The following is a 12,298-nucleotide window of genomic DNA, read 5'->3' on the forward strand; positions in this document are numbered from 1 at the left end:
GCTATGCCATCGTGAAGATCTGCTGGTAGAACGACAGCTCCGCCGCCAGGGCCGCCGTTCTGGTCTCCGTGCGGCGGAAACCGTGCGACTCCCCCTCGAACGCGAGATACGTGCACGGCACCCCACGCTCCGACAGCGCGTCCGCGAACGCCGACGACTGGGAGGGCGGCACCACCGGATCGTCCAGCCCCTGGAGCAGCAGCATCGGGCACGACACCCCGCCCGCCAGCGCGAGCGGTTCCCGCGAGGCGTAGAGCGCGGGATCCTCGGGCCCCACCAGCCACTCGGTGTAGCGCGACTCGAAGTCGTGGGTGTGCGCGTTGAGCGGGGCGAGCGCGCTCACCCCGAAGTAGGACACCCCGCCCGCGAACACGTTCGACCTGCAGCAGGCCGCCATCACGGTCCAGCCGCCCGCACTGCCTCCTCGGACGGCGACGTGTGCCGGGTCGGCGTGCCCCTCGGCGACCAGCCATTCGGCGGCGGCGACGGTGTCCTCGACGTCGACGATGCCCCACTGCCCGCGCAGCCGGTCGCGGTAGGCCCTGCCGTACCCGGTGGACCCGCCGTAGTTGACGTCGATGACGCCGATGCCGCGGGAGGTGAAGAACGCCTTCTCCAGGTCGAGCGCGGACCCGCTGTGGGCGGTCGGCCCGCCGTGGACGAACACCACGTAGGGGGCGGGACCTTCGGCGTGGAGCGGCCGGTAGAGGAAGGCGTGCACCCGCCGGCCGAACCGGCCGGTGAACTCGACGGGCTCGGGTGTCGGCAGGTAGGAGACGTCGGGCAGTTCGGCGATGTCGCGGCGCAGCCCTTCGACCCTGCCGGTGACCGTGTCGATCCTGGCGACCGAGCGGGGGATCGCCCCGCCGTACGCCACCCCCGCCAGGGTCGTGCCGTCGGCGGACAGGGCCGGGTCCCACCCCGAGTAGGGCACGTCGAGGTCGCGCAGCTCGCCGGTCTCCGGGTCGAGGAGGCCGAGGCGCAGGTCGCCCTGCCCGTGGAGCACCGCGAGTCGCCCGTCGGCCATCACGAGGTACGGCCGGCCGCCCAGCTGCCACAGCGGCGATCCGAACTCCTCCTCGGCGGGGTGGAGCGCCTGGGAGGAGGTGCCGTAGATGCCGATCTGGTAGAGGTTCCACCAGCCCGACCAGTCGGAGACGAGGTAGAGGTGGCTGTCGTCCTTCCACGCCGGCGCGAGGACCGACTCGCTGGATCCGCCCTTGACGGTCCAGGAGTTGCCGTCGGCCAGGCGGGTGATGCGCAGCTCGGTGCCGTTCCACGGCATGCGCGGGTGGTTCCAGCAGATGTAGGCCAGGTGCAGGCCGTCGGGGGAGAGCGTGGGGTAGGCGTAGAAGTCGTTGCCTGTCACCAGCTCCTCGACCGGTCCGCCGTCGAGGGGGACGGAGACGATCGCGCGGGTGACCTTGCCGTCGTGGCGTTCGCGCACGCACCACAGCCGGTCCTCGCCGAGGTGCAGGTCGGCGTAGCGGGAGCCGTCGTCGGGGGTGAGTGGTTCGGGTTCGCCCGAGGTGATCAGGTAGAGGCGCTGGTCGGTGATGTCGACGAAGACCACGCCGCGCGGCGTGACGAGGTACGGCTGGCCGCCGTACTCGTGGACTCTGCTGCGGGCGTTCCACGGGGCGGCCAGCAGCTCGGTGCGCGTGCCGTCGGCCGCCCGGTGGACGATGGTGGTCCGGCCGCCCTCGTCGGGCCGGTCCTCGGTCCACCAGACCTCGTCGCCGGAGACAGTGGGCCACGCCAGGCGCAGGCCCGAGCTCGCGACGTCGGTGGTGGAGATGGGAGAAGGCCAGAGAGGCATAGCCGCATCCTGCCGGAAAACCACGCCTCTCGTGGCCGTTACTCCATCGTGGCCACGGCCTCCGTGCCAGGTCCCGCTTGGGAGGGACCCCCGCCGATGATGCCCGCGGCGGGCGGGGCGACCGGCGGCGCCGCGGTCTTGCGGCTGCGCCTGCTGCGCTTCTCCAGCCACGTGGCCAGGGCGCTCAGCGCCATGTTGAGGCCGATGTAGATGATGCCGATGACGATCGCGGCCGGGATGAGCGAGCCGAAGAACGCCGCGGGCAGGATCTTGAACCCGGTGTTGAGCAGGTCGACGTAGGCGATGATGTAGCCGAGCGCGGTGTCCTTGAGCAGGACCACGAGCTGGCTGACGATCGCCGGCATCATGGCCGTGACCGCCTGCGGCAGCAGGACCAGGCGCATGACCTGGTTCTTGCGCATGCCTACCGCGTACGCCGCCTCCGACTGGCCCTTGGGCACGGCCAGCACGCCGGCCCTGACCACTTCGGCCAGCACCGAGCCGTTGTAGAGCATGAGGCCCAGGACGAGCGCGATGAAGGCGTAGTCGCCGCCGCCGAAGATCGTGGGCGCCAGGTAGAAGATGAAGAAGATCAGCAGCAGCAGCGGGATGGCGCGGAAGACCTCGACCACCACGCCCGCGGGCACTCTGATCCACTTGTGGTCGGAGAGCCTGGCGAGGCCGAACACCGCGCCGAAGACCAGCGCCAGCACGGCGGCCACGGCCGCCGCCTCCAGCGTTCCGATCAGGCCGGGGATGATGTAGATCTCCCACGTCTCGGCCTGTAGGAAGGGCTGCCAGATCCGGCCCTCCCACTGCTTCTTGGCGTCGAAGCCCGCGTAGATGCCGTAGAGCACGGCCGCGACCGCGACCACGCTGACAACGGTCAGGATGCCGTTGCGGACCCTGGCCCGCGGCCCCGGCGCGTCGAACAGGACAGAGGTGCTCATCGGGCCACCGCCAACCGTCGGGAGAGCCAGCCAGTGAAGTAGCCGATGGGCAGGGTCACGGCCATGAAGGCGAACACGATGCCCAGGAAGATCGGGATCGAGGCGCCGGTGGTGTCGAAGATTTCCTTCATGTTGGCCGCCACCTCACCGAGGAAGCCGCCGGCCGTCGCGACCGTGGTGTTCTTGACCATCGCGATCATCACGCTGCCGAGCGGCGCCACGACCGCGCGGAAGGCCTGCGGCAGGATGATCAGCCTGAGCGACTGGAAGAACGTCAGCCCGATCGCCCTCGCCGCCTCCGCCTGGCCGAGCGGGACCGTGTTGATGCCCGAGCGCAGCGCCTCGCAGACGAACGCCGCCGTGTAGCACGACAGGCCCATCGCGACGATCCAGAAGGAGTTCGTCCTCGGCACGCCGGAGAACACCAGGCCGAGCGTGTCGCTGAGGCCCAGCGCGGAGAACGCCAGGACAAGCGTCAGCGGCGTGTTCCGCACGACGTTGACGTAGACCGTACCGGCCAGGCGCATCACGGGGATCGGGGACACCCGCATCCCCACCAGCACCGTGCCGAGGATGAGCGAGCACACCATGCCCACGAGGGAGAGCTTGATGTTCTCCAGGAACCCCTCAGCAAGCTGAGGAGCGTATTGAATCAGTTCGTCCACAGTGCTCCACCGTTGGTATGACAGCGGCGGCCGAGATCACCCGGCCGCCGCGTCCGGTCTGTCGCCGTCTGGCTACGCGCAGCCCTCGGCCTTCGGGGCTTCCGACGACAGCTTGAGGCCCTGAATGCCGCCGAACCACTTGTCCAGCAGCGTCTTCATGGTGCCGTTCGTCCACACCTTGGCCACGGCCGCGTTGACGGCCTCGCAGGTCTTGGTGTCGCCCTTCTTGAGGCCGATGCCGTACTTCTCGTCGGTGAACGGCTGGCCGAGCACCTTGAAGTTGCCACCGGAGGCCTGGGCCTGCTTGGCGAAGCCGGCCAGGATCAGGTCGTCGGTGGTGACGGCGTCGAGGTTGCTGCCCTGCAGCTTCTGGACGCACTCGGAGTAGTTGGCGGCGTCGACGGTCGTGGCGTCGAGGTCGAGCTGGCCGTCCGGCGGCGGGTCGGTGATCCGCTTGTAGGAGTTGGAGCCGGAAGCCTTGCAGATGCGCTTGCCGGTCAGGTCCTGGGGCTTGGTGATCGTGGCGTCGTCGCCGCGGACCATCACGTCCTGGTGGGCGATCACGTACGGCCCGCCGAAGGTCACCTTCTGCTTGCGGGCCTCGGTGATGGAGTAGGTGGCGAAGACGATGTCGACCGTGCCGTTCTGGAGGAACGGCTCGCGGTTGGACGACGCCGACTCCTTCCATTCGATCTTGACGTCCTTGCCGCCGTTCATCTCCTTGAGAACGGCCTTGGCGACGTCAACGTCGAAGCCCTCGGGCTCGGCGCCCTTCTTCAACCCCAGGCTCGGCTGGTCCCACTTGGTGCCGACCACAACGGTCGCACCGTCCGCGGCCTTGTCCACCACGCTGGAGTAGGTCTTGTCGCCGCCACAGGCCGCCAGGCTCCCTACAAGGACGCCGGCGGCCGCGATCGCGGCTCCCGCACGTTGGATACGCATGTGTGACACCTCTTCTAGTGCGTAAGAATCTTGGAGAGGAAATCCTTGGCCCGATCGGTCTGGGCGTTGGTGAAGAACTCGTCGGGGGTGGCCTCCTCGACGATCTGGCCGTCGGCCATGAACACCACCCGGTTGGCCGCCCTGCGGGCGAACCCCATCTCGTGCGTGACGACCACCATGGTCATCCCGTCACGAGCGAGCCCGATCATGACGTCGAGCACCTCCTGAACCATCTCGGGGTCCAGAGCGGAGGTGGGCTCGTCGAACAGGATCATCTTGGGGTCCATGGCGAGCGCTCTGGCGATGGCCACGCGCTGCTGTTGACCGCCGGACAGCTGGGCAGGGTACTTGTCCGCCTGGGCGGCGATGCCGACGCGCTCCAGCAGCTCCATCGCCCGCGAGTCGGCCTTGTCCTTGCTGATGCCGCGCACCTTGATCGGCCCGAGCGTGACGTTCTCGCGAATCGTCTTGTGGGCGAACAGGTTGAACGACTGGAAGACCATGCCGACCTCGGAGCGCAGCCCTGCCAGCGCCTTGCCCTCGGCTGGAAGCGGAGTGCCGTCGAAGACGATCTGACCGCCGTCGATGGTCTCCAGGCGGTTGATCGTCCTGCAGAGCGTGGACTTGCCACCGCCCGAAGGGCCGATCACGACCAGGACCTCACCGCGGGAAACGGTCAGATTGATGTCCTTCAGGACGTGTAGCGCCCCGAAGTGCTTTTGGACATTCTCCAGCTTGACCAGCGGAGTCGAGTTCTCCGTCATGGATGACAACGTAGAGGGGTCGGATGCACTGGTCACTAACCAGGTGGTACCGATCCGATCACGGCACCCTCATTTTCGCCCCCGGCGCAAGTGTTACGCAGGAACGCCTACGCTTGGAAGTGCCATGACTGTGACCCGGACTTATCAGGTGCGCACCTACGGGTGCCAAATGAACGTGCACGACTCCGAACGGCTTTCGGGCCTGCTGGAGGACGCCGGTTACGTTCCCGCCCCCGAGGGCCAGGACGCCGACGTGGTCGTGTTCAACACGTGCGCCGTTCGCGAGAACGCTGACAACCGCCTTTACGGCAACCTCGGCCACCTCAGGCCCGCCAAGGTGAAGAACCCCGATATGCAGATCGCCGTCGGCGGCTGTCTGGCGCAGAAGGACCAGGGCGAGATCGTCCGCAAGGCGCCGTGGGTCGACGTGGTGTTCGGCACCCACAACATCGGGTCGCTGCCCGTGCTGCTCGAACGGGCCCGCATCGCGGGCGAGGCGCAGGTCGAGCTCAAGGAGTCGCTCGAGGTCTTCCCCTCGACGCTGCCCACCAAGCGCGAGTCGCCGTACGCGGCGTGGGTGTCGGTCTCGGTCGGCTGCAACAACACCTGCACCTTCTGCATCGTGCCCTCGCTGCGCGGCAAGGAGAAGGACAGGCGTCCGGGCGACGTGCTGGCCGAGGTCAGGACGCTGGTGGAGCAGGGCGTCCTCGAGGTCACGCTGCTCGGCCAGAACGTCAACACCTACGGCGTCGAGTTCGGCGACCGGCTCGCCTTCGGCAAGCTGCTGCGCGCCTGCGGTGACATCGACGGCCTCGAGCGGGTCCGCTTCACCTCCCCGCACCCGGCCGCCTTCACCGACGACGTCATCGCCGCCATGGCGGAGACGCCCAACGTCATGCACCAGCTCCACATGCCTCTGCAGTCGGGCTCGGACCGGGTGCTGAAGGCGATGCGGCGCTCGTACAGGGCCGAGCGCTACCTCGGGATCATCGAGCGGGTCCGCGCGGCCATGCCCGACGCGGCCATCTCCACAGACATCATCGTCGGCTTCCCCGGCGAGAGCGAAGAGGACTTCCAGGCGACCCTCGACGTCGTAAGGCAGAGCCGCTTCGCCAACGCCTTCACCTTCCAGTACTCCATCCGTCCCGGCACCCCCGCGGCCACGATGCCCGACCAGGTGCCGAAGGAGGTCGTGCAGGAGCGCTACGAGCGCCTGGTCGCCCTCCAGGAGGAGATCTCGTGGGAGGAGAACAAGAAGCAGCTGGGCCGCACGCTCGAGGTCCTGGTCGCCGAGGGTGAGGGCCGCAAGGACGAGACCACCAGGCGCCTTTCGGGACGGGCCGCCGACAACAGGCTCGTGCACTTCGCCGTGGGTGAGGAGACGCCGAGGCCGGGCGACATGGTGACCGTCGAGGTGACCTACGCCGCCCCGCACCACCTGGTCGCCGACCGCGCGCTCGGCCTGCGCCGCACCCGGGCGGGCGACGCATGGGAGGCCCGTCAGGGCGCCCCCGCCAAGCCGAAGGGGGTGTCGCTCGGCATGCCGACCATCGGCAGGCCCGCGCCGCTCCCCGTCGAACCTTCGGGCTGCGCCGTCCCCTCCTGACCCGGGCCGCCCGACCCGCCGGGCAACTCGTGTGATGGCGCTTGCACGTCTGGCCGGGCCGCTCGTGTGACGGCGTTCGCATGTCTGGCTGGACCGGTCGTGTGATGGCGTTCGCATGTCTGGCCGGGCCGTTCGTGTGACGGCGTTCACACGTCTGGCCGGGCCGGTCGTGTGATGGTGCCCGCACGACCGGCCGTGCGATCCCTCCGCGGTCCGTCGGACCGTTCCGCCCGGCCTGCCGGAACGTCCCGCGTGAAGGCACTCCCGCGACGGCCCGATCGCTCCGCGCGACGGCACGCGAGACGGCCTCCGCGGCGGGCAGAACCACCTCCACCTCGGATGACGACCCCGGCGATCTCCCATCGCCGGGATCGTCGTCGTGTTCGCGGGGCGGGGCGGGTCGGTGGTCGACGTGGGTGGGTCAGGACGCTCAGCGCGTCAGTCTGTCGAGCACCTGGTAGCAGTAGTCGCGTCGCAGGTCGTTGAACGTGGCGCACGGGTCGGGCCGGACGCCTGCGGGCGCGGGAGCGGGCGAGGCGGGCGCGACGGCGGGCGGGCGGGGCGCGGTTCTCGGCGTCTGTACCGCGACGCGGGCCCGCGGTTCGCCACCGCGGGAAGTCCCACCGTCGACCCGAGATCCGCCGACCCGGGATCCGCCGACCCGCGATCCGTTGACTCCCGATCCGTCGACGGCCGGCTCGTCGCCGTGCGGTCCGCCGGGGCGAGGGCCCTCGGCATGAAGTCCCTCGGTGGGTGACCCGTCGGTGGGCGACCCCTCGACGGGTGATCCGTCCGTCAGGGATCCGTCAGTGAGTGGGTCCTGGTCGTCACGCGTCCACCCCGCGCGGCGCGACGGGGCGGGGACCTGCCGTACCCAGGAGATCTCCAGGAACCCGGATCCGGCAGAAGTTGATATTTCAGGAATTGCGGTAATGGGCCTTATCGCGGCGGGCTCCGCGGCCCCGGAACGATCACTGGAATCCCCGGAAAACGCCAGGAAAACGCCCAGTCCAGCAGTACCGAGGACGGCGGCCACGCCCGCCACCGGAACCGCCCTCGCTCGCCAACCTGGGCGTATGGGACCAAGAGAAGACAAGTCGTGATTCCTTCGTGATTGGTGCGCACGCATTCCACTCCTGCGGTTAGTGTGGTCCATCACCCGCGGAGGCCATCGCGTTTCCCCCCGATACGACCGCAGGGAGTTTTCTCATGCACGGGCACGTCCCCTCACCGACGGGCCAGCCTGACCAGGATCGCCTGGAGATCCTTTCCGGCCCTGGTCACGATCCACGACAGCAGAAGAGCAGGAAGGGCCTCGTCATCGCGGCTTCCGCCCTCGTCGCCCTCCTGGCGGCCGGCGGGGTCGGGTTCGCGGTGCTCGGCTCGGACGCCGGTGGCGGACAGGGCGCATCGGTCTCGCAGCCCACCGGTGAAGCAGGGCGGTCCGGTGAAGCAGGGGAGTCCGAGGACGCCGAAGGCCCCGGCGAGGACCTCGGAGACTCGGGCGAGTCGGCGGAGGGCGACGCCACGCTGCCCGAGGAGAGCGGCGAGTCCGCCGAGGGCGACGCCACTCCCGTCGACCCGCCCGCCGATGAGTCCGACACCGGTTCGGCGGGCCCGGCGAGCAACGGCGACGGCTCGAAGGGCACGCCGGACACCGGCTCGAAGGACAAGCCAGGCACTCAGACCGGCAACGGCCAGCAGCAGAAGCCGGCGGAGACCGGTCCCGCCGACGGCCCCGCGGGTGCCGTCGCCGGCCAGTGCGCCAAGGACGGCTGCTGAGCGGCTACCAGGAGGATCCCGAGGGTCTGGCGGGTGGCTCAGTCGTTTTGCCGTGAATTGGCCCTTCAGCCCCGGTGGGGGCCTGCGTAGGGTCCACGGCATGACGACAGACAGAGCCGCTCGCCTGCGCGCCCTCCACGTCAAGGGGAGCCCGCTGATCCTGCCCAACGTCTGGGACGCCGCCTCGGCCAGGGCCGTGGAGGAGGCGGGCTTTCCCGTCGTGGCCACCGGAAGTTCGGCGATGGCGGCGGTGCTCGGCTACGAGGACGGTGAGCGGACGCCTGCGGAGGAGATGTTCGCGGCCATCGCCAGGATCGTCAGGGCGGTCGGCGTCCCCGTGACCGCCGACGTCGAGCGCGGTTACGGGCTCAAGCCCGCCGAACTGGCCGGGCGCCTCGCCGAGGCGGGCGCCGTCGGCTGCAACCTGGAGGACTCCCGCGACGACGTGCTCGTCGAGCCAGGCGAGCAGGCCGACTACCTGGCCGCGGTGAAGGCGGCGGCGGGCGACGACCTGGTGGTCAACGCCCGCGTCGACACCTACATCGTGGGAGACGGCGGCATCGCCGACGCCATGGACAGGGGTCGCCGGTACGTGGCCGCGGGCGCGGACTGCGTCTATCCGATCGGCCTGGCCGACCCGGAGGAGATCCGGATCCTGGCCGCCGACCTTCCGATCAACGTGTACTTCCGTCCTGGCGCCCCTTCGCACGCCGAGCTGGCCGCGCTCGGAGTCTGCAGGGTCAGCTACGGCCACGGCCTGCACAGGGCCGCCCACGTCTACGCCGAGAGTCTGTTCGCCGCCGTCGCGGCCGGCCGGAACCCGTACGAATAGGCCCGCGCCAGGAGGCCCGCGCAAGGAGGCCCGCGCTCGCCGACTTCGGTCCGCACGCCCAGCGCGACCTGGCCGCCCGGCTGGCCATCGACCCGAGTGACGTGGTCAAGGTGGTCGACGAGCTGGCGGCCGCCGGTTACGCCGAGCGCGCCCGCGACGAGGCCGACCGGCGCAGGGTCCTGGTCAGCCTGACCCCCGCCGGCAGGTCGGCGCTCGCCGGCCTCGACGCCACCGCGCGTGCCGTACAGGAGGAGGTCCTCGAGCCGCTCGACGCCCGCGAACGCGAGATCCTCCACGATCTGCTCAGCCGGGTAGGGCGGCGACTCGGTTAGCCTGGGCGGGTGCTTGTCGCCGCGGCCGTGTGCCCGCATCCGCCCCTGCTCGTGCCAGCGCTCGCCGGCGCCGCGGCGCCCGAGCTCGACGGCCTGCGCACCGCCTGCGCCGCCGCGGTCGAGGCCCTGCTCGCCGTGGAACACGACGCGTTGGTGGTCGTGGGCGGCGGCGAGACCACCAGGTCGTACGGCGGGCGGCCCGCGGGCACGCTGCGCCCGTGGGGCGTCGACGTGAGGGTGGGCGCAGGCGAGCCCGTCCTGCCGCTGTCGCTGACGATCGGCCGGTGGCTGCTGGGCGACCAGGCGGGCGACAGGGCCGCCTTCCACGAGGTCGCGCTCGACGCGAGCACGGGCGAGTGCCTGCGCCTGGGGGAACGGCTCGCCGGAGACGGGCGGACGGCGCTGCTGGTCATGGGCGACGGCTCGGCCCGCCTCACCGAGAAGGCTCCCGGCTACCTCCACCCCGCGGCTCCGCCGTACAACGAAGGGATCGCGGGGGCGCTGGCCGGGGGTGACGCGGGCGCGCTGGCGGCGCTCGACCCCGAGGAGGCGGCAGAGCTCTGGGTCGGTGGAAGGGCCGCGTTCCAGGTGCTGGCGGGCGCCGCGGGCGGCGCGAGGCCGCAGGCCGAGCTGCTGGAGAGCACCGCGCCCTACGGGGTGGGCTACTTCGTGGCGACCTGGACCTGAGGACGAGACCTCATGGCTGAATGGCCGATGTCCCGAGGCGGCCCTCACCCCTAGCGTCTAGCGCGACGAAGGGGGCCCAACGCTCAGCGCCGCCTGGGCACGGGGACGGTCGTGAAGTCGCGTGCCACCACCACCTCGCCGTCGTAGCTGCGCCGCACCTCCTCCAGGAACGCGGGCTCCTCCGCGACGCCGTACCGCTCGGAGAAGTGGGTCAGCACCAGCCGCCTGACGCCGGCGCGGGCGGCGACGACCCCAGCGTCGAAGGCGGTCAGGTGGCCGTACTCCTTGGCGAGCGCCGCCTCCGACGACAGGAACGTCGACTCGATCACCAGCAGGTCCACGCCGTCGGCGAGCTCGAACACCGCGTCGCAGAGCCTGGTGTCCATGACGAAGGCGACGGACTGCCCCGGACGCGGCACGCTGCACTGGTCGAGCGTGATGCCGCGCACCGAGCCGGTCCGCTGGAGCAGGCCGATCTCCGGACCCTTGATCCCGAACGCCCTGAGCCTGTCGGGCAGCATGCGCCGGCCTTCGGGCTCCTGCAGGCGGTAGCCGTACGACTCGACGGGGTGCGACAGGAGGCGGGCCGTCAGCGGCCCCACCGCGTCCGCCTCGCCCGTGACGGGGTGCTCGGTGATCCTGTCGGTGTCGGCGAAGGCCGCGGCGTGCCTGAGCCTGCGCCAGTAGAGCTCGCCCGATCCGGGGAAGACCGCGCGCACCTGGTGCCTGACCTTGTCGCGGGCGATGCGCTGCACCACGCCTGGCACGCCGAGGCAGTGGTCGCCGTGGAAGTGGGTGACGCAGATCCAGTGGACGTCGTGCGCGCTGACGCCCGCGTGCACCATTTGCCGCTGCGTGCCCTCGCCGGGGTCGAAAAGCAGGCCTTGGCCGTCCCAGCGCAGAAGGTACCCGTTGTGGTTACGGTGTCTGGTAGGCACCGCACTGGACGTGCCCAGCACCACGAGTTCACGAGAGGACACGATGACCTCCCAGCCGAGTCCCGAGCCGGTCACCGTCGCGTTCGCCGAGGTTTCGACGCCCGTCGGCAGGTTCACGCTGGCCGTCACGGAGGTGGGGCTGGTCGCCGCCGGTTGGGGTTCCAGGCCGCGCCTGAAGGACCTGGTCGAAGTTCATGACCCGGATCGTACGGCCGGCGTCGTATCCGAGTTGACCGAATATTTCGCCGGGCGGCGCCGCGTCTTCGAGACGCCCGTCGACTGGCGGTTCATCTCCCCGACGCCGCGGCGGGTGCTCCAGGCGCTGCACAAGGTGCCCTTCGGCACGGTCGTCACCTACGGCGAGCTGGCGCGCAAGGCGGAGTCCACGGTCCCCGCGCGGGGCATCGGGTCGATCATGGGAGCGAACCCCATCCCGATCGTGGTGCCGTGCCACAGGGTGGTGGCGGGCAACGGGCTCGGCGGGTTCAGCGGGGGAGAGGGCGTCGAGACCAAGCGCTGGCTGCTCACCCACGAGGGTTACCTGCAGCCGACCCTCCTCGATCTCTGAGGCGGGCCCTGAGGAGACCGGGAGGGCCCGGGGCTGGATGCGGGACGGGCTGAAGGGCGCGTCCCGCACGCGGTGTCAACCCTGCTCGCCGTCGATCTTGTCGGCGATGTTCCTGGCCTGTTCCGCGCCCTGGTCGATCTGGTCGGTGAACCTGCCTCCTGTGGCCTCGTCCACGTTCCTGGCCGCCTCGTCGATGCCGCTCATGGCGGCCTCCTCGGCCTTGTTCCTGAAGTCGCTGAGCACGTCACCGGCCTGGGCGGTGGTCTCGTCGGTCGCGGGCCCGCCCTGTTCTGGGACGTTCTTGTGCTTCTCGCCCAGCATCTCCTTGACCTTGTCGAAGATCGACATACTTTCCCCCGAATGGTGTGTCGATACTGCGGACCGTTCATACCCATCGGCTTGTCACACTTATC

The 12,298-nt window shown here is 70.1% G+C and carries 13 protein-coding genes; 6 read left to right on the top strand and 7 right to left on the bottom strand.

Annotated elements, in window-relative coordinates; genetic code table 11:
- Window position 1: 1 nt before the first annotated feature.
- The 5 genes from ACFSKW_RS47150 to ACFSKW_RS47170 all read right to left on the bottom strand — a co-directional run bounded on the left by ACFSKW_RS47150 (window position 2) and on the right by ACFSKW_RS47170 (window position 5,140).
- The gene (locus ACFSKW_RS47150) at window positions 2–1,819 is read right to left on the bottom strand and encodes a S9 family peptidase (RefSeq protein WP_379581153.1); all 1,818 of its coding nucleotides are present in this window, start codon (window positions 1,817–1,819) and stop codon (window positions 2–4) included.
- 38 nt (window positions 1,820–1,857) lie between these two features.
- Window positions 1,858–2,769: an amino acid ABC transporter permease gene (locus ACFSKW_RS47155; RefSeq protein WP_379581154.1), complete on the bottom strand. Its 912-nt coding sequence runs from the start codon at window positions 2,767–2,769 to the stop codon at window positions 1,858–1,860.
- The gene (locus ACFSKW_RS47160; protein WP_379581155.1) at window positions 2,766–3,434 is read right to left on the bottom strand and encodes an amino acid ABC transporter permease; all 669 of its coding nucleotides are present in this window, start codon (window positions 3,432–3,434) and stop codon (window positions 2,766–2,768) included. Before ACFSKW_RS47160 ends, ACFSKW_RS47155 begins: the two co-directional genes overlap by 4 nt.
- 72 nt (window positions 3,435–3,506) lie before the next feature.
- Entirely contained in the window at window positions 3,507–4,376 is an 870-nt protein-coding gene (locus ACFSKW_RS47165) for a glutamate ABC transporter substrate-binding protein (protein WP_379581156.1), read from the bottom strand.
- Between the two features lie 14 nt (window positions 4,377–4,390).
- Window positions 4,391–5,140 carry an amino acid ABC transporter ATP-binding protein gene (locus ACFSKW_RS47170; protein WP_379581157.1) on the bottom strand — a complete coding sequence of 250 codons (750 nt, stop codon included), beginning with the start codon at window positions 5,138–5,140 and terminating at the stop codon, window positions 4,391–4,393.
- A 124-nt stretch (window positions 5,141–5,264) separates the two neighbouring features.
- Between ACFSKW_RS47170 and miaB the strand changes: the two genes are divergently transcribed.
- The 5 genes from miaB (at window position 5,265) to ACFSKW_RS47195 (ending at window position 10,379) form a co-directional block, all read left to right on the top strand.
- The gene (gene miaB / locus ACFSKW_RS47175) at window positions 5,265–6,746 is read left to right on the top strand and encodes a tRNA (N6-isopentenyl adenosine(37)-C2)-methylthiotransferase MiaB (RefSeq protein WP_379581158.1); all 1,482 of its coding nucleotides are present in this window, start codon (window positions 5,265–5,267) and stop codon (window positions 6,744–6,746) included.
- A 1,209-nt stretch (window positions 6,747–7,955) separates the two neighbouring features.
- Entirely contained in the window at window positions 7,956–8,528 is a 573-nt protein-coding gene (locus ACFSKW_RS47180; protein WP_379581159.1) for a hypothetical protein, read from the top strand.
- A 100-nt stretch (window positions 8,529–8,628) separates the two neighbouring features.
- Window positions 8,629–9,360 carry an isocitrate lyase/PEP mutase family protein gene (locus tag ACFSKW_RS47185; protein WP_379581160.1) on the top strand — a complete coding sequence of 244 codons (732 nt, stop codon included), beginning with the start codon at window positions 8,629–8,631 and terminating at the stop codon, window positions 9,358–9,360.
- Complete coding sequence (locus ACFSKW_RS47190) at window positions 9,357–9,692, top strand: MarR family winged helix-turn-helix transcriptional regulator (protein ID WP_379581208.1); 336 nt, start codon at window positions 9,357–9,359, stop codon at window positions 9,690–9,692. Before ACFSKW_RS47185 ends, ACFSKW_RS47190 begins: the two co-directional genes overlap by 4 nt.
- A 9-nt stretch (window positions 9,693–9,701) precedes the next feature.
- On the top strand, window positions 9,702–10,379 hold the full coding sequence (locus ACFSKW_RS47195; RefSeq protein WP_379581161.1) for a class III extradiol ring-cleavage dioxygenase family protein: 678 nt from the start codon (window positions 9,702–9,704) through the stop codon (window positions 10,377–10,379).
- 83 nt (window positions 10,380–10,462) lie between these two features.
- Here ACFSKW_RS47195 and ACFSKW_RS47200 read toward each other — a convergent pair whose 3' ends face one another.
- Window positions 10,463–11,359, bottom strand: coding sequence for a ribonuclease Z (locus ACFSKW_RS47200; RefSeq protein ID WP_379581162.1), 897 nt, complete (start codon window positions 11,357–11,359; stop codon window positions 10,463–10,465).
- A 1-nt stretch (window position 11,360) separates the two neighbouring features.
- Between ACFSKW_RS47200 and ACFSKW_RS47205 the strand changes: the two genes are divergently transcribed.
- Window positions 11,361–11,885 (top strand): methylated-DNA--[protein]-cysteine S-methyltransferase, encoded by a 525-nt coding sequence (locus tag ACFSKW_RS47205; protein WP_379581163.1) that lies wholly within the window; start codon window positions 11,361–11,363, stop codon window positions 11,883–11,885.
- Window positions 11,886–11,960: 75 nt separating this feature from the next.
- On the opposite strand, the gene ACFSKW_RS47210 is transcribed toward ACFSKW_RS47205, so the two are convergent.
- Window positions 11,961–12,233, bottom strand: coding sequence for an antitoxin (locus ACFSKW_RS47210; protein WP_379581164.1), 273 nt, complete (start codon window positions 12,231–12,233; stop codon window positions 11,961–11,963).
- Window positions 12,234–12,298: the final 65 nt, after the last annotated feature.

Source organism: Nonomuraea mangrovi (assembly GCF_042681425.1).
Taxonomy (GTDB): Bacteria; Actinomycetota; Actinomycetes; order Streptosporangiales; family Streptosporangiaceae; genus Nonomuraea; species Nonomuraea mangrovi.

Excerpts from the sequence above, each read along its gene's own strand:
- ACFSKW_RS47150 (WP_379581153.1), bottom strand. The coding sequence starts at position 1,819 with ATGCCTCTCTGGCCTTCTCCCATCTCCACCACCGACGTCGCGAGCTCG.
- ACFSKW_RS47155 (WP_379581154.1), bottom strand. The coding sequence starts at position 2,769 with ATGAGCACCTCTGTCCTGTTCGACGCGCCGGGGCCGCGGGCCAGGGTC.
- ACFSKW_RS47165 (WP_379581156.1), bottom strand. The coding sequence starts at position 4,376 with ATGCGTATCCAACGTGCGGGAGCCGCGATCGCGGCCGCCGGCGTCCTT.
- ACFSKW_RS47170 (WP_379581157.1), bottom strand. The coding sequence starts at position 5,140 with ATGACGGAGAACTCGACTCCGCTGGTCAAGCTGGAGAATGTCCAAAAG.
- miaB (WP_379581158.1), top strand. The coding sequence starts at position 5,265 with ATGACTGTGACCCGGACTTATCAGGTGCGCACCTACGGGTGCCAAATG.
- ACFSKW_RS47180 (WP_379581159.1), top strand. The coding sequence starts at position 7,956 with ATGCACGGGCACGTCCCCTCACCGACGGGCCAGCCTGACCAGGATCGC.
- ACFSKW_RS47185 (WP_379581160.1), top strand. The coding sequence starts at position 8,629 with ATGACGACAGACAGAGCCGCTCGCCTGCGCGCCCTCCACGTCAAGGGG.
- ACFSKW_RS47205 (WP_379581163.1), top strand. The coding sequence starts at position 11,361 with ATGACCTCCCAGCCGAGTCCCGAGCCGGTCACCGTCGCGTTCGCCGAG.
- ACFSKW_RS47210 (WP_379581164.1), bottom strand. The coding sequence starts at position 12,233 with ATGTCGATCTTCGACAAGGTCAAGGAGATGCTGGGCGAGAAGCACAAG.